This window comes from Halanaerobium polyolivorans, assembly GCF_020711195.1.
In the GTDB taxonomy this organism is placed as follows: domain Bacteria; phylum Bacillota; class Halanaerobiia; order Halanaerobiales; family Halanaerobiaceae; genus Halanaerobium; species Halanaerobium polyolivorans.
Genome location: NZ_JAJFAT010000012.1, coordinates 65,091 through 88,024 on the forward strand (window position 1 = coordinate 65,091; position 22,934 = coordinate 88,024).

The following is a 22,934-nucleotide window of genomic DNA, read 5'->3' on the forward strand; positions in this document are numbered from 1 at the left end:
AATTCCAGAATTAACTTCAAAATATATGATTTTTTCCACAGCTTATCCTTCCCTTCTTGCTTTTTCTATTTGTAAGATAATAGTACTGGCCAGATAAGCAGCTCCAAAACCATTATCTATATTAACAACCCCTACTCCACTAGCACAGCTATTAATCATTGTTAATAGTGAAGATAAGCCACCAAAATTTGCCCCATAACCTACACTGGTGGGGACTGCAATTACAGGTTTATCTACCAAACCCCCTACAACACTGGCTAAAGCTCCTTCCATCCCAGCTACAACTATGATCACATCTGCTTCATCTAGTTTTTCCAGACTTCCTAAAAGGCGATGCAAACCTGCAACACCAACATCATAAAGACTATCTACCTGGGTTCCCAGAGCTTTTGCAGTAACAACTGCTTCTTCTGCTACCGGCATATCAGAGGTTCCACCACTTACAACTAAGATTTTAGCTTTTGTTTTTTGCAATTTATTTTTCTCTATAAAAACCATTTTAGGACGTTCATGATAAACAGCATCTGGAGCAATTTCTTTAATTCTTTGATAAACCTCTTTTGTAGCTCTGCTGGCCAAAATATTATTATTATGTTTAAGCATTTCTGCTACAATTCCTTCAATTTCATCTAGTGATTTACCTTCACAATAAATAACTTCTGGAAATCCATTTCTAATACTGCGGTGATGATCTACTCTAGCATAGCCCAGATCTTTATATGGTAAATCTTTTAAAGAATCCGCAGCTTTATCAACTTCAATTTCTCCACTTTTAACTTTTTTTAATATTTCTTTTAAAAATTCTTTATTCATTTTCTCCCTCCAATATTTCTTTATTCATACTGCCGCTTTCATAAGCTGATAAATCAAGGGTAACATATTTAAAACCCAACTTTATTAATTTAGAATGGATTTTGTCCATTAAATTCAAGTCTAAGATTTTACTTCTTTCCTGCGGAGCAATTTCTATGCGGGCCAGATTATTATGATCCCTAACTCTAAATTGCTCAAAACCATTTTTTCTCATTAGCTCTTCTGCTAAATCGATCTTTTCTAATTTTTGAGCGGTAATTGGATCATTATAAGAAATACGAGTTGCCAGACAGGATAAAGTTGCTTTATTCCAGGTTGGCAGTTTCATTTTTTTAGACAGCTCTCTAATCTCCTTTTTTGTTAAACCAACCTCTAAGAGAGGGCTTTTGACCTGCAGTTCTTTTAATGCTTTTCTACCGGGTCTGTAATCACCAGTGTCATCTAAGTTAGAGCCTTCAATTACTTCTCTATCTCCAGCATAATCTATTATTTTTGAAAATATACTCTCTTTGCAAAAATAGCAGCGCTCAGCTGTATTATCAAGCGCCGTTTTTAATTCAGCAAGCTCAACCTCTATCTCTTTATGCTCAAATTGAAGCTTTTTTACCAGTTTTTCTACCTCATTAATTTCTCTATCTGCTACAAAGGGTGTGTTAACAGTAACCGCTTCAAATTCTACCTCAGCATCTAATGCTGCTGCCGTAAGAAAAGTACTGTCAACACCTCCAGAAAATGCCAGCACAAATGGTGATAATTTCTTTAATTTATTAATTAAAAGCTTGTATTTATCTTCTTTAGTAACAGTGCTCAAGCTACCACCCCTAGTAATTTAATAATTTTTAAAAGAAGTTTTATATTCACTTAGTTAAATATATTCTTTAATCCCAACTAAAGTCCTGCTATTTACAATATAAAAGTTTCATAATTTTCTCATATTAATCTAATATATTTGCAATTAAGTTATTTATTAACAGGAGGTACAAGCGCTTTTTTGTGATAGCCAATCAAATCTCTCCGGCCTGCCATTTTAAGAGCTTTTCTAACTAGTTTATAATTGCTTTTTTTATGATACTGCAGCAGTGCTCTCTGCATTTTTTTAGCTTGAGAAGATTTAGCTGTATAAACCTCTTCCATACTTTCTGGATCATAGCCGCTGTAATACATCGCTGTAGATTTCGTACCTGGAGTTGGATAAAAGTCCTGTACCTGTTCTGGATGATGATCTATATCTCTCAAATATTCGGCCAATTCTACTGCATCTTCAAGAGTAGAGCCAGGATGGCTTGAAATAAAATAGGGAATCAGGTATTGTTCCTTATCAATTTCTCTATTAATCTGATAAAATTCATTTCTAAACTCATCAAAAACATCTATTGAAGGTTTACCCATATATTTTAAAACTCGCTCTGAAACATGTTCTGGAGCAACCTTTAATTGCCCACTAACATGGTTTTGAGCTAATTCCTTAAGATAAGCTTGGCTTGAATCATCTTCTAAGAGATAATCATAGCGAATTCCAGAACGGACAAAAACTTTTTTTACTCCCGGCAGCTCTCTAATTGCCCTTAAAATATCAAAATATTCACTGTGATCAACCTCTAATTGACTACAGGCTTCAGGAAAAATACACTCTTTATTTTTACATAAACCCTGGGAAAGCTGTTTACTACATGATGGCTGTCTAAAATTTGCTGTAGGACCTCCCACATCATGAATATAGCCTTTAAAATCATCCATTGCAATTATTTTCTTTGCTTCTGCCAAAAGTGATTCTTTTGATCTTGCGGTCATCATTTTACCCTGATGAAAGGTGATTGCACAAAAAGAGCAGGCACCAAAACAACCTCTAGAGCTAATTAAACTAAACTTAACTTCTTTGATAGCTGGTACTCCACCAGCTTTTTCGTAAATCGGATGGTAATCTCGCTGATAAGGTAATGAATAAACATGGTCTAATTTTTCCTGACTTAGCGGTTTTACCGGTGGATTTTGGACTAAATATCTATTCTTATGAGCCTGAACAAGAATTTTGCCCCTGATAGGATCCTGTTCTAAATATTCTAATTTATATGCATATGCATACTGCTTTTTACTTTTTCTAAGCTCTGAATAAGAAGGTAGTAGTTGGTAATCAGCCAAATTTTCTAAATCAGAAGCAATATAAGCAGTCCCAGGCAGATAATTAACATATTTGATAGCAATCCCTGCCTCAAGATTTTCAGCAATCTTTAAGATTTGACTTTCTCCCATTCCATAAACCAATAAATCTGCTCTACTGTCAAATAAAATTGAACGCCTCACACTATCATCCCAGTAATCATAATAAGCAAAACGTCTTAAACTAGCTTCTATACCACCAATGATAATTGCTATATCTCCATAAGCTTCTCTCAACTTATTAGAATAAACAATTGTTGCTCTATCTGGTCTGAGATTGCTTTGCCCACCTGGAGAATAGTTGTCATAACTGCGCCTGTGTTTATTAACCGAAAAATGATTAACCATTGAATCCATATTTCCTGCTGTAACTAAAAAAGCATAGCGGGGTTTACCCAGCTTTTTGAAATCTTTAAGTTCTCGCCAGTCAGGTTGAGCAATTATACCAACCTTAAAGCCAGCATCTTCTAACACTCTAGCGATAACTGCTGTTCCAAAAGATGGATGATCAATATATGCATCACCACTAACAATAATAAAATCTAATTGTTCCCAATCCCTTGCTAACATATCTTCTTTAGATATAACCATAAATCTATCTCTATTTATTTCAGGCATAAATTATCTCCTCTTATCTTAACTCATTTTCTAAATTAATTCTCGCTTATTTAATTATAGCAGCCAGGCTCTTTTAATTCAAAATAATAATGATATACTTATAGTGAGGTGGTCAAAATGAATAATGATTTAACAGCTATTAAAGGTATTAAAGTGGGCAATGCTGAGTTAAAAGAAGCCGGAACCGGCTGTACAGTAATTTTATCTGAAACGGGATTAACAATTGGTGCAGAAATTAGAGGAGGGGCTCCAGCTACCCGTGAAATTGCTTTAATTAGTTCTGAAGCGGTGGTTGATAAAGCAAATGCCGTTTTTCTAACAGGTGGAAGTGCTTTTGGGCTTGATGCAGCTGGAGGTGTAATGAAGTACCTCTCAGAGCAAAAAATTGGTTTTAAAACAGGAGCTGGGGTAGTACCTATAGTGCCGGCTGCTGCAATTTATGATCTAGAATACATATCAGCTCAAAAACCAGACCAAGCTTTGGCTTATCAGGCCTGTAAAAATGCTAATTCCAAGGCTTTACAATCTTCCAGTCTCGGTGCAGCAGCGGGGGCAGTGTGTGGTAAAATAAATGGCATGGACCTGGCCAGCAAAACTGTTTTAGGGCATGCCGCCCATAAAAATGGCCCTTTAATTGTCGCTGCTTTAGCAGTTGTTAATGCTTTTTTTGATATTAAAGATCATAAAAATAATATTTTAGCAGGAGCCAAAAATAAAAAAGGAGAGTTTATTGACAGCCAGAAATATTTGCTTAATAATCCTCAGCTAAAACTTGGCTTTAAGAGAGAAAATACTACCCTGGTAGTTGTTGCCACAAATGCCATTTTAAATAAAAATCAAGCCAATAGAGTTTCAATGATGAGTCATAGTGGGCTTTCAAGAAGCCTTAATGCTGTCCATACAATGTTAGATGGAGATGCAGTATTTACTCTGGCTACTAATAAAGTTGAGGCTGATATAAATCAAATAGGTATTACAGCTGCTGAAGTTGTTAGAAAAGCTATAGTTTCTGCTGCTGGTTAAATATTTTTATAGAAAAATATGGCCTTATTTCAGCTTTATTAAGAAAATTAGTCTTAGGAGCTCCGGATAAATATATAACAGCTGCAGTAATATTTGCAGGGATTATGTCAAATATAGCTTCTGATGCTGGTTATTCACCAGAGTTTGCTCAAATGGCATACAGAATTGGGGATTCAACGACAAATATTATAACACCATTAATGCCTTATTTTGCAATAATTATCGCCTTTGCAAAAAAATATGATGATGACATAGGTATAGGTACCTTAATTTCGACAATGGTACCATATTCTATTGCCTTTATGATTGGCTGGACCCTCTTGTTAATTGTTTGGTTTGTCTTTAATCTACCAATTGGTCCCGGTGGAATTTTATTTTATTAAATTTATCTAAGTTAATATAATTTCTAATATTAAAGGTCCGGCAGCTGCCGGACCTTTGCTAATCTATTATTATTTAAATTTAAAAATTAAACTTAAAAATTATTATCTTTAATAATTTAATATTTAACCCTTTTTCCGGTAGCAATAAAGATGGTTTCTTCACCAATATTTGTGGCATGATCTCCTACTCTTTCTAAAGATTTGGCCAGATTAAGATTTTTAACTATCTCTTGAATATTCTTTTTCTGATCTTTTTTGCCCAAGACTTTTATCCCCCGAGAATAGATTTCCTCATATAAATTATCAGCTTGTTCATCTCTACGACAGGCTGCTTCTGCAAGATCAACATTTCTGGTTGTAAAAGATTCTAGAACAACATCAAGCATTTCTGTTACAATATCTGCTAACTCAGGAATCATAACCATAGGCTTTGAAATACCATCATGTTTTAATTCAAGCATAATCTCTGCTATATTTGTAGCATGATCTCCTACTCTTTCTAAATCTCCAGCGATTTTTACCAAAGAAATACAAAACCAGGTATCGGCTGCAGTAGGTTGGTCCAGGGTTAATAAGCGTGATACTTCTTCCTCAATAGTGATTTTATAATTATCTAAAACATCATCTCGATTAATTATATCTTTCGCTGTTTCTACATCCATATTTTCTAGAGCTTTAATAACTTTTTGCAACATGTCATCTGCTACCTCACTCATATCACTGAGATCATTTAGAAGCTGTTCACGCTTTTGTGCATACACCTGCTCCATTGGACTATCACTCTCCTCTTTTAAATTTAAATTAAATTTTTTTAATTGAAGTCATACTTAAATATTCTTGACATCTTGCTAAAATCCTGCCTTTTTTTAAATATAATTTTTCTAATTTGATCAGCCAAAAATCTGATTGGCTATTTTTTCAATATTTTTCACAGCAAAACGAATATCATCTCTATTGACATCAAGATGGGTTACTGCTCTTAATTTGCCATTTAACCTGCTGACCCTGATCCCCTCTTTAAGCAGCTCATCAGCAAAAAGCTCAGTTTTATTATCCTTAACAGAAAATAGTACTATATTAGTTTCAACTGTATCTGGATCAATTTCTAGGCCTGGTTGAGCATCAATAGTTTTAGCCAGCATTTTTGCATGCTCATGATCTTCTTTTAGTCTGCTTACATTATGTTCTAAAGCAAAAATTCCTCCAGCAGCAATAATACCTGCCTGTCTCATTGCACCACCAAGTCTCTGTTTCCAAAAGCGTGCTTTTTCAATAAATTCAGCAGATCCAGCCAGAACTGAACCAACTGGTGCACCAAGACCTTTGCTTAAATCCAACCAGATGGAATCAAAATATTGACCATAATCTAAGGGCTCAACCCCTGCTGCAATTGCTGCATTAAGCATTCTCGCTCCATCCATGTGCATTTTTAAACCATTATCAGCTGCTATTTTGGCGATTTCTGCAATTCTTTCTAAAGGCCAAATCCTTCCCCCACCAAGATTTGTAGTTTGTTCAATAGAAACCACTCTAGTTTGAGGACTGTGATAGTCATAGCCTCTAATTGCTGCTTTTAAATCATCTGCAGTGAAAATACCACCTTCTCCAGCTAAAGCTTTTATGGAGGCACCTGAAATAACAGCAACAGCTCCTGCTTCATAATGAATTGGATGAGCGGTTTGATCCATGATTATTTCATCACCCGCTTTTGTATGCACTGCATAAGAAATCTGATTTGCCATTAAACCAGAAGGAAGATATATTGCTTCATCTTTACCCATCATTTCTGCTGCCATCCTACAAAGCCTATTAACACTTGGATCTTCCCCAAGCTGTTCATCCCCCACTTCTGCCTCTGCCATAAATCTTCTCATATCCTGAGAAGGTCTGGTTCCTGTATCACTAAATAAGTCTACTTTTATTTCCATCATGATCCCCCATTTTTAATTAATTTGTTATAAAATCATCTCTAAAAGAAGATAAAAAATCAAACCACCACTTACGGTCAAAAATATATTTTTTGTTTTATAAGCTGTTAAAAGAGTTGGGAAAAAAGCTAATAGAGCTATATTATCTAAGGAAAGGTAGAGTCTTCCTCCATCCATTAAAATTGAAGGAGCCAGCAGAGCAGAAAGAACAGCGGCTGGTATATAACTAAGCCAACTGATTACTTTTTGGGGTAATTCTTTTTTCCCTAAAAGCATTAAAGGTAAAAAGCGGGGTAAAAATGTAACAATCAGCATTCCTGTAATCATAAATATGTATTTATCTGCTTCCATCTAAGTATACCCCCAAAAATGCTGCTGTCACTGTAGCTAAAATTATATTCCAACTGCCTTCAATAGTCAATGCAAAAAACAGAGATAAAAATCCGGCCAACAAAGCAACAGTGATTTCAATTTTATCACTAATCTGCATTACAAGCAGAACTATGAACATCGCCGGTAAGACAAAATCTAATAGCCCGGCATCAGTAAAAGGAATAAGTGCTGTTAAATAAGCACCAATAGCTGAACTAAAAACCCAGCCTAAATAGGCAGTTAAACCAAGGCCCAAAAAGTATCCCTGAGTATTTTTAACATTTTTTAGTTTTGTCATCGCAACTGCAAAAGACTCATCAGTAATTAAAAATCCTAAAAAAGGATAGTAATATAGTGGTAGGTCTCTTAGATGAAGACTAAGAGACGCAGAAAGTAGTAAATGTCTCATATTAACCAAAAAAGTCATAGCAATAATTGCAGTAACAGCTGCTCCTGATGCTATCATTTCTATTGAAACTAACTGAGATGAACCGGCAAAAACAAAGATTGACATGGCTGTAGTCTGAAGCGCTGTAAGCCCATTATTAACAGCCAACATTCCAAATGCAATCCCAATTGGTAAATAGCCTAAAATTATTGGTACAGCAGCTTTAACCCCATTTTTAAAAGCATATACTGCAGAATCCCCTCTAATATTTCTGTTCTTCATCAAATAAATCTTCCTCTCTAAACAATTTAAATCTAAACTAATAAAGCAAATTTACTCCAACTGACGTGGATCAAGTGCATCTCTAAGTGCATCTCCTAAAAGATTAAAACTTAAAACTGTAATAACTATTGCTAAACCAGGAAAGATAGACATCCAGGGAGCCTGAACCAAATATTCCTGACCTCTATTTAACATTGTCCCCCAGGCTGAAGTCGGGGGCTGGATACCTAAACCAAGAAAACTTAGACCAGCTACTATCAAAATTGAGATTCCTATTCTAAGGGTAGCCAAAACGATCAGAGAAGAAATAGAATTCGGCAAAACATGTTTTATTAAAATTCTTCTATCACTTGAGCCTAAAGCTCTTGCAGCTTCTACATACTCTTTTTCTTTTATCTGCAGAACTATCGACCTTGTTAAACGTGAAAAATTAATTAAACCTGTTACCCCTACAGCAATAATTAAATTAACCATTCCCCTTCCCAAAGCAGAAATAATTGCTAAGGCTAATAAAATAAAGGGAATAGAATTCCAGATCTCTATAATTCTCATAATAATCATATCAGCTTTACCACCATAATAGCCAGCTAATAAACCAAGTGTAACTCCCAGGGTTGCATTTACTAATACAGCAGCAAAACCTATTCCTAAAGCTATTCTAGCCCCATACAAAACTCTTGAAAATATATCCCGACCAAAATCATCAGTCCCAAACCAGTTTTCAAGTGATGGTGGTGAGTAAGTCATATTACTGTAATCAATAGCAGTTGGTGAATAAGGGGCAATAAAAGGTGCCATAAAAGCAGCATAAAAAATCATCAGAAGCATAACAACTGCCAGTTTCCCACCCAGATTTTTATTAAATTCACGCCAGGTTTTTAAAAATAAATCATTTTCTTTTAAAGAACTAAAAAGATTTTTCTTGAAAATTAATAGTAACAAAATACCTGTTATAAAGACAGAAAATACTGTTGCTGCTCGTACTTCTAAACTATCCCAAATCTGGCCTTTTAAAAACCAGTTTTTATAATTAACATATAATTGAATTATTAACAGTATAATAAATATTGCTTTTTTCTTCAAGTTTCACACCTCAATTCTACCGCTAATCATAACTGATTCTTGGATTAATAAGAACATAAAGTAAATCAATAACAAGATTGCTTATTACAAATAAAGCCGATAATATCAATATAGAACCAAAGACCAGTGGTTGATCTCTATACTCAACTGCTCTAACTGCCAAACGACCAACACCAGGCCAGGCAAAAACAGATTCTATTAATATAGCTCCCCCAAACATCATTGCCAGCTGATTGCCGATATTTGTTAATACAGGAATAAGAGCATTACGAAAAGCATGTTTTAAAATAATAACTTTTTCTTTAAGACCTTTAGAACGAGCTGTTAGCAAATAATCCTCTTTCATAACATCCAACATTGATGACCTTGTTAATCTACTGGTACTGGCGATCATTACTGTACTCAATGCTAAAGCAGGTAAAATTAAATGTCTCATCCCAGCTGCAGTATAAAAAGGGCCTCCATAACCTGAAGAAGGGAAAATTCTCAAGCGTACTGAAAAAAGATAAATAAAAATAATTCCAGTAAAAAATGCAGGAACAGAAATACCTATTGTTGCAAAAAGCATACTTATGAAATCAAAAATAGAATTTTTCTTGACAGCTGCAATAACTCCGGTTGGTATTGCCACCAGCACAGCAATAATTAGAGATAATAATCCCAACTCTATAGTTGCTGTCAGCCTTCTGCCAACAATACTTATAACCTGATCATTATAATAAATAGAATTCAACTCACCGGTTAAAAAATTTCGCAGCATCAGTAGATAGCGAACATGAAAGGGCTCATCAAACCCAAATTTCTCATTTAAGGCTTCAACTGCTTCCGGTGTAACATTAGTCCCAAGCATAATCGTAGCCGGATCTCCAGGAACAAGCTCCATAATTATAAATAAAATTAAAGAAACACCTATCAAAACAGGTATCAGCCAGAGCATCCTTTTTAACATATAGCCAAACAATAAATTCACCTCTTTCTAAAAAAGAGTATGCAGATAGCTTTGAACTCTACCTGCATACTGTATATTTTAGCTTAAATTTACTCTTATTAAATTTTTAACTCTGAGAACTATTCTTTATATACATTAGCAGTTGGAGTTACAAGTGGAATCAACAGAGAATTTCCAGGTTCAAGTCCAACTACATTATCCTGCATAACATATATTTGGGTTGAATGTGCCATTGGGTAGAAAACTATATCTTCGGTTAATACTTTTCTTAAAACATTTGTATATAGTTCTTCTCTTTCTTCCTGTATCGAAGTAACCCGAGCTGCATCTAACCATTGATCAACTTCCTGATCTTCATAAAAAGCTCTATTGAGAGCACCATCAGATTTAAAGAATCTATATAGCCAGTAATCTGGATCTGGGTCAGATACAAATCTTAAGAAAAATAAACCTATTTCTCCTCTACCCAGCATATCCCACATTGTACCAAATTCCATAGCATTTACTTCTGCTCTTAAACCGGCTTGGTTTAAAGCTGTAACCATGGCTTCAGCTACTTTAACCTGATCTGGCCTACTATTAGATACAAATACCTCAGCCACGAAATTATTTTCTATAACTCCTTCTGCTTTTAATCTATCAAAAGTAGCACTAGCAGCTTCAGGATCAAATTGGGGTAAATTGGCAGCTAGATATTCACTATCATCTGGCCAGAGAGTTGGAGGTAACATAGAATAAGCTCTGTCTCCTAATAAACCAAAAATTTGTGGAATCATTTGGTCAAAAGGAACAGCTTGAATTACTGCTTCTCTAAATTCTCTGTTATTATAAGGCTCCATTTCAAAGTTAAATCCTGCAAAATTAATGCCAGCTCCTGCAGCAGATTTAACCTGGAAGTCTTCATCTTCAGCAAAAGTTTCTAACTGACCAACATCTAAGTTTACTCCAAAGTCAATTCCACCACTACGCAATTCCATAGCTTGAGTTGATGATTCAGGAATAGATCTAATTATAACTTCTTTTAAATTAGCTTCTGTTCTCCAGTAATCTTCAAACGCAGATAAAACAATTCTATTTCCAGCATCCCATTCTTCCATTTTGAAAGGTCCTGCTCCCATTGGATTACGACCTAGATTTTCTTCACCAACCTCTTCTGCATAAGATTTAGAAGCAATACCAAAGGTCATCCCTAAAATAAGGGGAGCATAGGGCTCACTTAAAGTGAATTTAACTGTATAATCATCAAGAGCTTCTACACTTTCTACTGCCTCAATCTTAGCTTTTAGACCTGAACCAAAATCAGGATCTAAGATACGCTCATAACTAAAAACTACATCTTCTGCAGTTAGCTCTTCTCCATTATGAAATAATACACCTTCTCTTAACTCAAAAACATATTCTAAACCATCTTCTGAAATAGTCCAGTCATGGGCAATACCGGGAACTATTCTGTTGTCTTCCCCATATTGAACTAAACCATCAAAAATCAGAGAAGCAACTCTCTCGTTAACAGAAATAATGGTATTTCCCGGATCAAGATCACTAACCTCATCTTCAATTCCCATTACAAAACGTTCATGATTTGCTGCTTGAACAGCGCTAAAAGCAGAAATCAAAAGTACTGCTGTTAATAAAAATATAACTAACTTATTTTGCATACTACTTCCTCCTGTTCTTTTTTAAAATAATCTATTTACAGCTACTGATTATTATAATCAGCTACAAAATCAACAAAATTTTTGAAAATCTTGAGCTGCTCTTCTTCCTGAGCTGCCATCATTTCTGGATGCCACTGAACTCCTAATAAATAGGGGTAATTGGGATCTTCAACAGCTTCTACAACTCCATCAGGTGCAACTCCAGATACAATTAAACCCTGGCCAACTTCTTTTACTGCCTGATGATGATAACTGTTTACAGCAATATCCTCTTTGCCAAAAATCTCTGCTAACCTACTTCCACTCTTAATTTTTAATTTGTGGGTTTTGTAATATTTAGGAACCATTAAAGCCATATGAGGAATCTTGCTTTCTACATTATTTCCACAAACATCTACTTTAAGAGAACCTCCATAGTAAATATTTATTAACTGAAAACCACGACAAACACCTAAAATAGGTTTTTTTGCTTCCATTGCCAGTCTCAGTATTTTTAACTCCCAGCGATCACGCTCAGGAGAAATCTTGCCCAAATTTTTTTGGGGGTAAGAATCATAAAGAGCAGGATCAATATCACTTCCTCCAGGAAGTACAACCCCATCCACTTCATTTAAAACTTTTTTAATATATTCTTCATCATCTTTTTTTGATTCCAAATAAGGAAAAATTAATGGTAAAGCACCAACTCTACTCAATGCTTCTGAATAATCCTGGGTAAGTAAAGAAAATTCTAAACCACTTAAATCATATTTGTCCCCCATTACTTCTGCCGGGATTTTATATGCTGCAACTAATATTTTAGGATACATAGTCAGCCTCCAATATATAAAAATATGGTAATAGCTTAAATTAAAATTTAAGCTATTACCAGAAATTATACCAATCAATAGTATTTTTGTCAACATTAAATTATTTGTATAAATACCTCTATTTCTCCTCCACATACCCAACCAATATCTGCAGCTTCTTGACGGGTTAAAGATAACTTTATTTTTTCTGATCTTTGTTCTTTTATCAAATAAACTGCTTTTTCTCTGATTGTTTTTTCGTCAGCACCTCCACCAATTGTACCAAAGGTATCTCCATTTTCTGTAATCAACATCTCAGTACCAACATTACGGGGTGAAGAACTTTTTGCTTTAATTATAAATGCTCGAGCCAGTTTAAGATCTTTTTTCTTTAATTCAATTATTTTTTCTAAAAACTGTTTTCGCACTATTTACCCCTCCTGCGAGCAATTATTTCTGCTGCAATTGCTACTGCAATTTCTGCAGGTGTTTCACTGGCAATATCAATTCCTATTGGTGCTTTTACCTCTGCTAAATCTTCCTCAGTAAATCCATCTTGACGAAGTTTGTTATAGACTTTTTTGATCTTCCTTGAACTACCTATCATCCCAATATAATTTGCTTTAGATTTAATAACATTTTTCAAAACCTGATAATCATATTGATGACCTCTTGTTATTATAACCAGATAATCATTTTCTTTGATTTTAGTATTTGCAAAAAACTCTTGATATTCAAGAGCTAAGAGTTGGTCTGCAGTTGGAAATCTTTCGAAATTCAAAAAATCTTCTCTATCATCTACTACAGTAATACTAAAATCAAGCAAACTGCATATTTTAACAAGTGGTTCAGCAATGTGTCCGGCACCAAAAACTATCAACCTGGGAGTATCTACTACCGGCTCCAAGAAAAATTCTAAATTATTATTTTTATCAAGTTCAATCTCTTTTAGTTCTGCTTCTGTTTTTTTAGCTTCAACAGGGGCTAAAAGCTGACTTTTAATATCTTCTTCTAACATGAATTTTTGCAATTCTTCTTCTAAAAGGTCTGAAGAAAATTCGATTATCCCCTCATCATCAAACAAAAACATTTCACCAAGTAAATTTTCTGATATTTCTTCCCCATCAATTTCAGTTAAAACAGCAGTAATAAGTTTTTTTGAATCTTTTAATTCTTCAATCATTTTCTTAAAAAAATCTCCCATAATTTCCACTTCCTTTCCTAGCAATAGTAAATTATAATCATGCTTTCTTTTTAAACTTATGTGCTGGTCTAAATTCAAGCGAAAAATTGGGTTTTACTTTTTGAATCTTCAAATCATAAGCTGCTGATAAATTTGCAGCTGTCATTACCTCTTCAACCACTCCAGAAGCTAAAATTTCCCCTTCTTTTAAAATAATAACTCTATCAGAATACTTATATGCTAAATTGGGGTCATGAAGGGCTGTAATTACAGTTTTATTTTTAAAACTTAAGTCTCTCATAATTTCCATCATTAAATGAACATTTTTAAAATCAAGATGTGAATTAGGCTCATCTAAAAGCAAAATATCTGTCTGCTGCATTAAAGCACGAGCTATTAAAACAAGCTGTCTTTCTCCACCAGAAATCTGATTGAAATTTTTCCCTTTAAGATCTACCACACCTAAATCTTCTAATATTTTTTCTGCTTTTTGATAGTCTTCTGGAGATGGATGTTCTGTAAAAGCAAGCCAGGGATTAACACCCATAACAACCATTTCAAGTACCTCATAAGCAAAAACATTTTTGTTTTCCTGGGGAACAACTGAAATTTTTTGGGCAATCTCTTTTTTAGATAGTTGTATTATATTTTCTCCATCAATGAGTATTTTCCCTTCTTTTAAAGGCAATAAACCCTGTATACAATGCAAAAAGGTTGTTTTTCCAGACCCATTTGCCCCCAACAAAGAAATAAATTCACCTTTTTTTGCTTTGAAATTTATTTTCTTTAATATTTTCTTTTTTTGATAAGAAAAATCAAGCTTTTCAATTTCTAACATTAACTCCACCCACTTTCTCGACCTGAAATTAATAAATAAGCAAAAAACGGAGCTCCAATTAAGGCAGTAATAATACTAATTGGAATTTCAGCTCCACTTATAGTTCGAGCCAGATTATCCATCAGCAGCAGCAAAAAAGCTCCAATTAAAGCTGAGGCGGGAAGTAGAAACTTATGTTTTGTCCCCACTATAAATCTGGCTATATGTGGTACAACAAGTCCAATCCAGCTAACCTGACCTGCTGCTGCAGTTGCAGCTGAAACCATCATCGTAGAAAAAATAATTACAATTATTTTTATTTTCTCAGTATCCACCCCTAAAGAAGCTGCCTGTTTTTCTCCTAAGGAAAATATATTTAATTGCCAGCGCAAAAAGATAAGTACAAAACCACCCAAAATAATTATAGGTAAAATTAAATAGAATTCTCGCCAGGAAACTCGGCTAAATCCTCCCATTAAATAAAAAACTATCCCAGGCAATTTTTCCAAAGGATCAGCAGTATATTTTAAAAGAGAGATTAAAGCATTAGCAAGTGAAGCCACCACAATTCCTGCTAAAACCATAAACATACTATTATTCCTACCGCTCACTTTACTCAAAAAATAAGTTAAAAAAACAGCCACTATACCCAGCAGAAAAGCAGAAAAATATACATATAAAATCGATCCCTCTGTATAAAGCAATCCCAAAGCAACTCCTAAACCTGCTCCAGCCGAGACACCTAAAATATCAGGAGAAACCAGAGGATTTCTAAAAATATTTTGATAAGCTGAACCACTTAAAGATAAGGCAGCTCCAACCAAAACTACGGTTAATATTCTAGGAAGCCTGATATAATATAATACAGACCAGGCTGGATTAGTATTTAAATCTGCTCTACTCCCACTCAAAAACTGAATAAAAATAATTCTCAATTCCTTTATTGAAATTGGATAGTTGCCTAGCAAAAGTGAAATTATTATTAAAAATATCAAAGCTATAAAAAGCAAAGTTAATTTAATTTGAGAGGAACTTTTCTTTTTCATATATTGCTCCTTTATTCAAATTCTCCACCTAAATCACTGAAACTAATATTATATAAACTTTCATAAAAACGTTCTACTTCAGCTTTATAATCAAGATCTTCATATTTTTCTGGATAAGTTTTTACCGCCAACCAGAGTTGAGCAATATATGAAGATGGTGAGGGGAAATCCCATGGTTCTAATTGAGAAGGAAAACGATAAATTGCAGAATTTTTAAATGCTTTTAGAGCTTGAAACCTTGGCTCTGCAGATAATTCTTCTAAATCTTCATTAAAAAATTGCGAAACAACAATTAAATCCGGATTCCACTCAATAAGTCTTTCAGCAGAAATACTTAAAAAACCACTTTTTAAAGCTGCTGCAGGATTTACCGCTCCAGCATTTTCTATTAGAGAAGTCTGCATCATATCAGCCCCAACTGTACTTCCCAGTTCTGAATTAGCAAAATAAACTTGCTTTTTTTGCTCTGCTTTTATTTGAGAACTTTTAGCAGTAAGAGTCTCAATTCTATCATAAGCCTCAATAATTTTTTCGCCCTGTTCTTCTTGACCCAGAATAGCAGCTAGTAAATTAGTAGTCTCCCTTATTTTATCAAGACTTTCGGGATTTATTATTATAGATTGAATACCCTGTTTTTCAAGCATTTCAGCTGTATCTATGGCATCTCGATGTGGGTAAAGAATTACCAGGTCTGGATTAACTGAGGCAATTGTCTCAATATTAACTCCATTTCTTCTAGAGCCCACTTGAGGTAATTCAGCTAATTCAGGATTTAATTTCATAAATAATTTTTGGTTTTCTGTTTGTATAGGTACAGCTTTCAATCTTTCTCCGGCCTGTAAAGATAATACAAATTGTGTTGCTGGTTTATAAGTTGTTACAAGCCTTTCAACCTGAGCAGGAAGCATTACTTTTCTGCCCATCATATCTGTAAATTCTCTTTGCGCTGCTGCGCTAAAAGTAAATGAAAAGATTATGATTAATGATATTGCTAATATAATAAAAAAACTCATATAATTACTTAAATTATTATGTTTAGATATTCCTTTTAACATGATTGACCTCCCATTCCGTTATGCTTAACCTCACATAACGCTCATATTATATTAGATTATATAACAATTAATAAGATAATTAAACTTTATTTTCCTTTAATTTTTGCTGAAAGTCCTGATTGAAATATTTTTCTTCTAATTTTTTTAAATAACTTTGGGCTTCTTTTCTAAAAGCTGAAAATCTTTTTGTTAAAAAACGCCCTTTTTCAGTTAGTTCTGAGCCTCCTCCACTACTACCACCTATTTTTTTGTTCAGCAGTTTAAAACCTAATCTCTTTTCCAGTTTATTAATCAACTTCCAGGCCTGACTGTAGGACATATTTATTTCTGCAGCTGCCTGTCTTAAAGATCCAAGTTGATCAACTAATTCTAAAATATGGCAGGGACCATCTCCAAAAAGCCGCTGCTCTTCTTCTAGCCAAAGCTTGTAATTAAGCTGCATAAAATCTTCCTTTCTTTTAATCTTAATCATGGCTTTAATTTAAAATCATTATCTAAATAATAGCTATAATCTTTTTTATAATCAATATCTTTTAAAATTTCTGGATGTCTGCAGTTATAACTATAAACTTTTTCCGGCATCTTTTGAAAGAGATTTCTTAATCCACCTCTACCTTCTAAGCTGAATATCTTTTGTGATAAATAGCTTTTAATTATTACCGGATGCCCTTTTACCTCTTTATATTTAGGAAGTAATATAGCAGGTTTTTTATTTAGAAATTCATTATATATTTCTTTATAAATCTGCGCATTAATAAAGGGCTTATCAGCCAGAGTAAATAAAATAGCTTCTGTAGCTTCAGGAAGATCTTTTAAAGCAATTTTGACAGAAGTTAAAAGTCCTTTTTTATACAAATTATTATTTATTAAATTCATTTTACCAGAAATAAGTTTAGATTGATATTTATTATTCAAGTATCCATGAACTTTTTCTTTTTCTGCCCCTATAACTACCCTCAACTGATCATCAATAATATCTGCAGCTAAAAGATTATCTATTACCTTACCTAAAATAGTATTGTTATCTTCCCAGCTTAATAGCTGCTTTAATTCCCCCATTCTTTCTGCTTGACCTGCTGCTAAAACTACTGCTGTTAACATAATTATACTCCTTTAAGCTTGCTTTTTAACCTATTATAAATAAGCATCATATTTGCCAGCAGCCCCTTTATTTGCAGGTGGCAGCCAGACAAAGTCAATCTAATATAGCCTCCTAAATTTTGGCCAAATTTAATTATATTCTTTAAAATATTAAATATTTGGATATTTCTATTTTATCATATTTTTGGACAGAATAAATTAATTAAAGCAAAAAAAGAAAAAAACCTCCTATAAAGGGGGTTAATTTAAATAAGCCCCGACCAAAAGTCGGGGCAGGTTGTCAGTTTATACAGTTTTATACTCTATAACTTTACAACGTTTTCAGCTTGTGGGCCACGATCGCCTTCAACGATTTCAAATTCTACTTCTTGTTCATCTTCTAGAGTTTTGAAACCTTCGTCCTCAATAGCTGAGAAGTGTACAAATACATCATCGCCATCTTCTCTTTCAATAAAACCATAACCTTTTTTCGCGTCAAACCATTTTACTTTTCCTGTGTAAATCATATTAATTTATTCCTCCTAATGTTAATTCTATATGGGTTAATTAAAATAAAACTGTACCCATTGTTGAAATTATACCATAAGGAAATTTGTATTTCAAGCAAAAATATTAGCTGTCTTTTTCTACACTCTCAAAAGTTTGACGATCTTTGAACTCTTCCTTTTTACCCTTGTTCCACTCTGATACAGGTGAAAGATAACCAACAACTCTTGAATAAACCTCACATTTTTGTTTTTTAGCCATTTTTAGCCTCCTCTTATTTTGAACGTAACGTCAAATCTAAATGTTTTCCAATCAATATTAATTTCTAATTTTAACTACTCTTAGATACTTTTCCGCTGCTTCTTTAAAACTTTGCAATTCAGTCGGAGAAAAAGATCTCCTCTCTTTAAGGACAGGGTCTAAGGTATTGACCGCCTTGAAATTTTGAATATAATATCTATCTGCACCCTGAATAGTTTTAGCTATTTTTTCAATTTCTTTTTTATCATGCCAGCCAGGAACTACTGTAGTTCTAAATTCATATTCTAATTCAGAGTTTAAAATTAGACTAAAAGTTTTTTTAAGCTCTGGAATTATTGCTTCTGAACTTAAATTAGAATAATTATCCCAGCTCTGCTTAATATCAACTGCCAGATAATCTATTAAATTAGCCTTGATTAATTCTTTAATAATACTTTGATTGCTGCCATTACTGTCCAGTTTGATTTTCAAATTATACTCTCTCTTAATCCTTTTTATAAAATCTTTTAAATCAGGCTGTAATGTTGGCTCTCCTCCACTTATTACTACCCCATCGAGTAACTGCTGCCTTTTAGATAAAAAATCAAAGAAAATATCTTCAGGCATATTTTCTTCAGCAGCTTTGTTATCGATCAGCTGGCTGTTATGACAATAGCCACAGCTAAAATTACAACCTCTTGTGAAAACAACAGCCGAGATAAGCTTTGGATAATCAATCAGTGAAGTTTTCTTTAAGCCAGCCAATTTCAATTTGATCAAGCCTCCTGCTCAGATTCTGATTCTGCTTCACACTTGGGACAGTAATAATGTTCCCCCGCTAAATAACCATGTACAGGACAGATGCTAAAAGTTGGTGTTATTGTATAATAGGGAAGTTGAAAGTTTTCTGCAATTCTTTTAACTAATTTTTTGGTGCTTTTTATTGATGGCATTTTTTCACCTAAAAAACCATGCATCACAGTATTATGAATGAAAACTAAAGTGTTGTTACCTGCTAAATAATTATGGTTCAATTGAGTTGTAAGATCATAAAATTGATTATCTTCAACTTCTATTTTTGTGCTTTCTTCTACCATGACAACTGGTAATTGGCGTTTAATTTTTTGAGCAAGTCTTCTCTTTTCCTTAACTAGTTCCTCATTTTTTGCTCTGCTCTCTATGAAATCGAAATTAGGGAATACTATGCTATAATATTTTTGATTTTCTTCTTTACCAGCTCTTTTTTGCACCATTACCCCAGCTATAGCAGAAATCTCTAAAATATCATCTATCATTTTTTCTGAACAACTTTTATATTCGGCACTACCCTTAATTGAATCTACTTCTCCACTGCTATCGATCAAAGCTAAAAGCAAGCTGTAAACATTCTTTTGAGTTAGCTGTTCTTTAATCTTTTGAGAAATCTTTTGATCTCCTCTTTTTTCCCCTTTATTAAAACCATAGTTAAAAAGAAATTTAGATAAGGCTTGATTTGTGCTAATTAATTGATATTTTTCATTTTCTCTGCAGGGGCTTATGATTTTACTATCTGCCTCAAAATACTCTTCAATAATTTTTACAACTTTTAATATTGTTTTTTTATCATCTGCAAATATATTTACCTGCTCTTTATTTGCTCTACTTTTAGCTTCATTTTGCGAAGTAGTTTTATAAAGGCTAATTAAACCTTGATCATAAAAATAACCTAAAAGCCAGATTAGATCTTTATTAAGTTGAGAATATATATCTGGATAAAGGTTATGCTGATTTTGTAATATATAATCTCCCTTTTCTAGTTGATCTGCTCTTTTTTCTATTACCCTATATTTTTGCTCTTTATTTTTTCGCTGTATAAAGACTTCCCCAGCAATATTTTCCCCAAATAGCTCATTTTTAGATTTAGGATTTACTAAAGCTATTTTTTCTTCTCCAACTGGCTCCATAACAAAAAATGGATGCCAATCACTTGTTGTAATATCAAGACCTTTTTCAGCTTTAATTCTAATTTTATGATGTCTGCTGACATCTATAGATACTGCATCAGTAATTAAATCCCATTCTGCTTTATCAAAATCAGAATTATAACTTAAAGCCATGATGGGTTTAAGCTGTTCATAATTTTCAACTATATCTTCAATTTTCATTAAGCCTTTATCAGTTAGCACTTTATTTCCTTTTTCAATACAGCCACCTGTATATTTAGACTGCAGTTCATCCTGTAATTCCAAAGCAGTAAATATATCGTCGGTTAAATTTACCGGCAGTTGGGTGGAGTTAGTATAATAAGGATCTGCACCTTCATTAATTACCCGCTCTTCATTGGCTGAAATAATGTTCTCACCGTACTTTTCTTTATCAAGTCTAGCAAATCTATATGCTGTTCCCTCTGCTGGAGTTGCCTCTAAATTATATAAGTTATCTGTTTCTTCTTGATATTGCTGTAATTTATCCCGCATTGCATCCATAACTTCTAAAGCAAATTTTTGTCCTTCTTTAGAAGCAATATCTTTATCCATAAAATTTAATAAAGCTTCATTCATGCCATTTAAGCCAATTGTGTTAAAATGGTTTTTCCAGTATTCATCAAAACGTTTTTTAACATCTCTTAAATAAAATTTAGAATATGGATATAGCCCCTGATCAGTAAGGTTTTCCAGTACTTTTCTTTTAATTTCAAGGCTCTCTTTGGCAACATCCATTAATTTATAAACACGCTGAATAAATTCTGCTTTATCAGCTGCTAAATAGCCAATTCTAGCCATGTTTAAAGTAACTACACCTATACTTCCTGTCATAGGATTAGCCCCAAACAAACCTCCCCCTCTTTTGCGCAGTTCTTCATTATCAAGGCGAAGCCGACAGCACATAGAGCGAGCATCTTCTGGATTCATATCTGAATTAATAAAATTAGAAAAATATGGTATTCCGAATTTAGCAGTCATCTCCCAGACAGGATCAAGAACAGGATTATCCCATTCAAAATCATCAGTAATATTATAGGTAGGGATTGGAAAGGAAAACATTCTACCTTTAGCATCACCTTCCATCATAACTTCAGCAAATGCGCGGTTAAATTCATCCATTTCCTCTTGAAATTCTCCATATGTTTTAGATTTATATTCTCCACCGATAATTACCGCCTGCTCTTTTAAATAATTTGGCACTTTAAGATCCATAGTGATATTTGTAAAAGGAGTCTGAAACCCAACCCTAGTAGGAACATTTATATTAAATAAAAACTCCTGCATGCTTTGTTTAACTTCTTCGTAATTAAGGTTATCATAAGCTATAAATGGTGCCAGATAAGTATCAAAATTTGAAAAAGCCATTGCCCCTGCTGCTTCTCCCTGCAGTGTATAATAAAAATTAACAATTTGACCAAGGGCTGTCTTTAAATGTTTTGGTGGAGTACTCTCAACTTTGGTAGGAACCCCTCTAAAACCAGTTCTCAAGAGATCCTCTAAATCCCAGCCACAGCAGTAAACACTCAAATTACCTAAATCATGAATATGTAAATCACCACTGCTGTGTAAATTAGCTACCTCATCATTATAAATTTGCTGCAGCCAGTACTGACCAGTTACCTCTGAAGCAATAAAATTATTTAGACCCTGTAGTGAATAACTCATATTGGAGTTTTCATTAACCTTCCAGTCACTTCGATCTAAATAATTATCCATAATATTTACTGCATCTGCAAATAGCTTTTTGGTATCACGAAGTTTAGCGTGCTTTTCTCTATATAGTATGTATGCTTTTGCAACATCTGCATAGCCTTTTTCTATTAAGACTTTTTCTACAAGATCCTGAATTTGTTCAACTTCAACTATCCCACCATCTTTAAAAAATATTTTTAAATATGATATAACCTCAGAACAAATTTCATCTCCAATTTTATCATTACTACTTTCTACAGCTTCAGCAGCCTTAATAACTGCTGTCTTGATTTTATCAGCATTAAAATCTACTTTTTTGCCATTTCTTTTTTTGACATATTTTACGCCCATCCGAATATCCCCCTATTTATCAAATAACACATCTTTGCAAAACTTGTTAATATTTACTTATTCTTGACAGAATTTATATCTCCTGCTTAAAACAAAAAGAAATCCCTTCCGAAAAATATCGCAAGGGAGTTATAAATCAAATTTCAGTTTGATTAACTTTCACCCCCCTCATATCCCGTGAGTTTATGGTGATTAAATATGGCAGGTCTTCCGGCTTGGTTTGCAATGCAGACTCTCTTCCCGGTTTCCCAGTGAGATAATAGTCTTATCTTAAACCTTACGGCGGCGGGACCGCAGAGGACTTTAACCTCTTTCCCATTTTAATGTAATCATTAATTTCAGCATTTAAGGCTAAAAAAATCATTACAACCTATATTTAATAATATTAAATTTTAATTTACTATTAATTTCCTAAATTTTCATTCAACTTATCTATATCTTATAATATTTCTTAGTCAAAAAGCAAATTTTATTTTTTTTAGATTGTGTCAAATAACTTTTGGAAATGAGATAAGACTCCCTTATATATTTTTTAAAAAGCTAATGCTTTTATTGCT

22 protein-coding genes, 3 pseudogenes and 1 riboswitch are annotated in these 22,934 nt (G+C 33.6%); of the genes and pseudogenes, 3 read left to right on the forward strand and 22 right to left on the reverse strand.

Going from position 1 to position 22,934, the window contains the following annotated elements; translation table 11 throughout:
- Positions 1–42: 42 nt before the first annotated feature.
- From larB to LJ207_RS09225, 3 genes are all read right to left on the reverse strand, one after another.
- Positions 43–813 carry a nickel pincer cofactor biosynthesis protein LarB gene (gene larB, locus LJ207_RS09215; RefSeq protein ID WP_229346205.1) on the reverse strand — a complete coding sequence of 257 codons (771 nt, stop codon included), beginning with the start codon at positions 811–813 and terminating at the stop codon, positions 43–45.
- Positions 806–1,624, reverse strand: a complete 819-nt coding sequence (gene larE / locus LJ207_RS09220) for an ATP-dependent sacrificial sulfur transferase LarE (RefSeq protein ID WP_229346206.1) — start codon at positions 1,622–1,624, stop codon at positions 806–808. The genes larB and larE overlap by 8 nt, the downstream gene beginning before the upstream one ends.
- Before the next feature lie 149 nt (positions 1,625–1,773).
- On the reverse strand, positions 1,774–3,588 hold the full coding sequence (locus LJ207_RS09225; RefSeq protein WP_229346207.1) for a YgiQ family radical SAM protein: 1,815 nt from the start codon (positions 3,586–3,588) through the stop codon (positions 1,774–1,776).
- A 117-nt stretch (positions 3,589–3,705) separates the two neighbouring features.
- On the opposite strand from LJ207_RS09225, the gene LJ207_RS09230 reads away from it, so the two are divergent.
- From LJ207_RS09230 to LJ207_RS09235, 3 genes and pseudogenes are all read left to right on the forward strand, one after another.
- Positions 3,706–4,611 carry a P1 family peptidase gene (locus LJ207_RS09230; RefSeq protein WP_229346208.1) on the forward strand — a complete coding sequence of 302 codons (906 nt, stop codon included), beginning with the start codon at positions 3,706–3,708 and terminating at the stop codon, positions 4,609–4,611.
- A gap of 8 nt (positions 4,612–4,619) precedes the next feature.
- A pseudogene (locus tag LJ207_RS12350) lies at positions 4,620–4,727 on the forward strand (hypothetical protein); the annotation flags it as partial.
- 12 nt (positions 4,728–4,739) lie between these two features.
- A pseudogene (locus tag LJ207_RS09235) lies at positions 4,740–4,994 on the forward strand (AbgT family transporter); the annotation flags it as partial.
- Positions 4,995–5,110: 116 nt separating this feature from the next.
- Here LJ207_RS09235 and phoU read toward each other — a convergent pair.
- From phoU to LJ207_RS09330, 19 genes and pseudogenes are all read right to left on the reverse strand, one after another.
- Complete coding sequence (gene phoU / locus LJ207_RS09240) at positions 5,111–5,764, reverse strand: phosphate signaling complex protein PhoU (RefSeq protein ID WP_229346209.1); 654 nt, start codon at positions 5,762–5,764, stop codon at positions 5,111–5,113.
- A 120-nt stretch (positions 5,765–5,884) separates the two neighbouring features.
- The gene (locus LJ207_RS09245; protein ID WP_229346210.1) at positions 5,885–6,922 is read right to left on the reverse strand and encodes a threonine aldolase family protein; all 1,038 of its coding nucleotides are present in this window, start codon (positions 6,920–6,922) and stop codon (positions 5,885–5,887) included.
- 27 nt (positions 6,923–6,949) lie between these two features.
- Complete coding sequence (locus LJ207_RS09250; RefSeq protein WP_229346211.1) at positions 6,950–7,273, reverse strand: AzlD domain-containing protein; 324 nt, start codon at positions 7,271–7,273, stop codon at positions 6,950–6,952.
- Positions 7,260–7,964 (reverse strand): AzlC family ABC transporter permease, encoded by a 705-nt coding sequence (locus LJ207_RS09255; RefSeq protein ID WP_229346212.1) that lies wholly within the window; start codon positions 7,962–7,964, stop codon positions 7,260–7,262. The genes LJ207_RS09250 and LJ207_RS09255 overlap by 14 nt, the downstream gene beginning before the upstream one ends.
- Positions 7,965–8,015: 51 nt before the next feature.
- A complete protein-coding gene (locus LJ207_RS09260) occupies positions 8,016–9,047 on the reverse strand; it encodes an ABC transporter permease (RefSeq protein WP_229346213.1) in 1,032 nt (343 codons plus the stop codon).
- Positions 9,048–9,069: 22 nt separating this feature from the next.
- Complete coding sequence (locus LJ207_RS09265; protein WP_229346214.1) at positions 9,070–10,008, reverse strand: ABC transporter permease; 939 nt, start codon at positions 10,006–10,008, stop codon at positions 9,070–9,072.
- 107 nt (positions 10,009–10,115) lie between these two features.
- Entirely contained in the window at positions 10,116–11,654 is a 1,539-nt protein-coding gene (locus LJ207_RS09270) for an ABC transporter substrate-binding protein (protein ID WP_229346215.1), read from the reverse strand.
- Between the two features lie 41 nt (positions 11,655–11,695).
- Positions 11,696–12,463: a gamma-glutamyl-gamma-aminobutyrate hydrolase family protein gene (locus tag LJ207_RS09275; protein ID WP_229346216.1), complete on the reverse strand. Its 768-nt coding sequence runs from the start codon at positions 12,461–12,463 to the stop codon at positions 11,696–11,698.
- 95 nt (positions 12,464–12,558) lie between these two features.
- Positions 12,559–12,870, reverse strand: coding sequence for an XdhC family protein (locus LJ207_RS09280; protein ID WP_229346217.1), 312 nt, complete (start codon positions 12,868–12,870; stop codon positions 12,559–12,561).
- Positions 12,870–13,646 (reverse strand): XdhC family protein, encoded by a 777-nt coding sequence (locus LJ207_RS09285; protein WP_229346218.1) that lies wholly within the window; start codon positions 13,644–13,646, stop codon positions 12,870–12,872. The genes LJ207_RS09280 and LJ207_RS09285 overlap by 1 nt, the downstream gene beginning before the upstream one ends.
- Before the next feature lie 37 nt (positions 13,647–13,683).
- On the reverse strand, positions 13,684–14,463 hold the full coding sequence (locus LJ207_RS09290; RefSeq protein ID WP_229346219.1) for an ABC transporter ATP-binding protein: 780 nt from the start codon (positions 14,461–14,463) through the stop codon (positions 13,684–13,686).
- On the reverse strand, positions 14,463–15,488 hold the full coding sequence (locus LJ207_RS09295; RefSeq protein ID WP_229346220.1) for a FecCD family ABC transporter permease: 1,026 nt from the start codon (positions 15,486–15,488) through the stop codon (positions 14,463–14,465). Before LJ207_RS09295 ends, LJ207_RS09290 begins: the two co-directional genes overlap by 1 nt.
- 11 nt (positions 15,489–15,499) lie before the next feature.
- Positions 15,500–16,543, reverse strand: a complete 1,044-nt coding sequence (locus LJ207_RS09300; RefSeq protein WP_229346221.1) for an ABC transporter substrate-binding protein — start codon at positions 16,541–16,543, stop codon at positions 15,500–15,502.
- Positions 16,544–16,622: 79 nt separating this feature from the next.
- On the reverse strand, positions 16,623–16,985 hold the full coding sequence (locus LJ207_RS09305) for a winged helix-turn-helix domain-containing protein (protein WP_229346222.1): 363 nt from the start codon (positions 16,983–16,985) through the stop codon (positions 16,623–16,625).
- A 26-nt stretch (positions 16,986–17,011) separates the two neighbouring features.
- Complete coding sequence (locus tag LJ207_RS09310) at positions 17,012–17,644, reverse strand: nucleotidyltransferase family protein (RefSeq protein ID WP_229346223.1); 633 nt, start codon at positions 17,642–17,644, stop codon at positions 17,012–17,014.
- Between the two features lie 302 nt (positions 17,645–17,946).
- Positions 17,947–18,147 carry a cold shock domain-containing protein gene (locus LJ207_RS09315; RefSeq protein WP_202943531.1) on the reverse strand — a complete coding sequence of 67 codons (201 nt, stop codon included), beginning with the start codon at positions 18,145–18,147 and terminating at the stop codon, positions 17,947–17,949.
- A 109-nt stretch (positions 18,148–18,256) separates the two neighbouring features.
- Positions 18,257–18,379: pseudogene (nrdD, locus tag LJ207_RS09320) on the reverse strand (anaerobic ribonucleoside-triphosphate reductase); the annotation flags it as partial.
- Positions 18,380–18,448: 69 nt separating this feature from the next.
- Positions 18,449–19,150, reverse strand: a complete 702-nt coding sequence (locus LJ207_RS09325; protein WP_229346225.1) for an anaerobic ribonucleoside-triphosphate reductase activating protein — start codon at positions 19,148–19,150, stop codon at positions 18,449–18,451.
- Positions 19,147–22,377, reverse strand: coding sequence for a ribonucleoside triphosphate reductase (locus LJ207_RS09330; RefSeq protein ID WP_229346226.1), 3,231 nt, complete (start codon positions 22,375–22,377; stop codon positions 19,147–19,149). The genes LJ207_RS09325 and LJ207_RS09330 overlap by 4 nt, the downstream gene beginning before the upstream one ends.
- Before the next feature lie 184 nt (positions 22,378–22,561).
- Positions 22,562–22,766, reverse strand: a riboswitch (cobalamin riboswitch).
- Positions 22,767–22,934 lie beyond the last annotated feature (168 nt).

Excerpts from the sequence above, each read along its gene's own strand:
- larB (WP_229346205.1), bottom strand. The coding sequence starts at position 813 with ATGAATAAAGAATTTTTAAAAGAAATATTAAAAAAAGTTAAAAGTGGA.
- LJ207_RS09225 (WP_229346207.1), bottom strand. The coding sequence starts at position 3,588 with ATGCCTGAAATAAATAGAGATAGATTTATGGTTATATCTAAAGAAGAT.
- LJ207_RS09230 (WP_229346208.1), top strand. The coding sequence starts at position 3,706 with ATGAATAATGATTTAACAGCTATTAAAGGTATTAAAGTGGGCAATGCT.
- phoU (WP_229346209.1), bottom strand. The coding sequence starts at position 5,764 with ATGGAGCAGGTGTATGCACAAAAGCGTGAACAGCTTCTAAATGATCTC.
- LJ207_RS09245 (WP_229346210.1), bottom strand. The coding sequence starts at position 6,922 with ATGGAAATAAAAGTAGACTTATTTAGTGATACAGGAACCAGACCTTCT.
- LJ207_RS09250 (WP_229346211.1), bottom strand. The coding sequence starts at position 7,273 with ATGGAAGCAGATAAATACATATTTATGATTACAGGAATGCTGATTGTT.
- LJ207_RS09255 (WP_229346212.1), bottom strand. The coding sequence starts at position 7,964 with ATGAAGAACAGAAATATTAGAGGGGATTCTGCAGTATATGCTTTTAAA.
- LJ207_RS09270 (WP_229346215.1), bottom strand. The coding sequence starts at position 11,654 with ATGCAAAATAAGTTAGTTATATTTTTATTAACAGCAGTACTTTTGATT.
- LJ207_RS09275 (WP_229346216.1), bottom strand. The coding sequence starts at position 12,463 with ATGTATCCTAAAATATTAGTTGCAGCATATAAAATCCCGGCAGAAGTA.
- LJ207_RS09285 (WP_229346218.1), bottom strand. The coding sequence starts at position 13,646 with ATGGGAGATTTTTTTAAGAAAATGATTGAAGAATTAAAAGATTCAAAA.
- LJ207_RS09290 (WP_229346219.1), bottom strand. The coding sequence starts at position 14,463 with ATGTTAGAAATTGAAAAGCTTGATTTTTCTTATCAAAAAAAGAAAATA.
- LJ207_RS09295 (WP_229346220.1), bottom strand. The coding sequence starts at position 15,488 with ATGAAAAAGAAAAGTTCCTCTCAAATTAAATTAACTTTGCTTTTTATA.
- LJ207_RS09300 (WP_229346221.1), bottom strand. The coding sequence starts at position 16,543 with ATGTTAAAAGGAATATCTAAACATAATAATTTAAGTAATTATATGAGT.
- LJ207_RS09305 (WP_229346222.1), bottom strand. The coding sequence starts at position 16,985 with ATGCAGCTTAATTACAAGCTTTGGCTAGAAGAAGAGCAGCGGCTTTTT.
- LJ207_RS09310 (WP_229346223.1), bottom strand. The coding sequence starts at position 17,644 with ATGTTAACAGCAGTAGTTTTAGCAGCAGGTCAAGCAGAAAGAATGGGG.
- LJ207_RS09330 (WP_229346226.1), bottom strand. The coding sequence starts at position 22,377 with ATGGGCGTAAAATATGTCAAAAAAAGAAATGGCAAAAAAGTAGATTTT.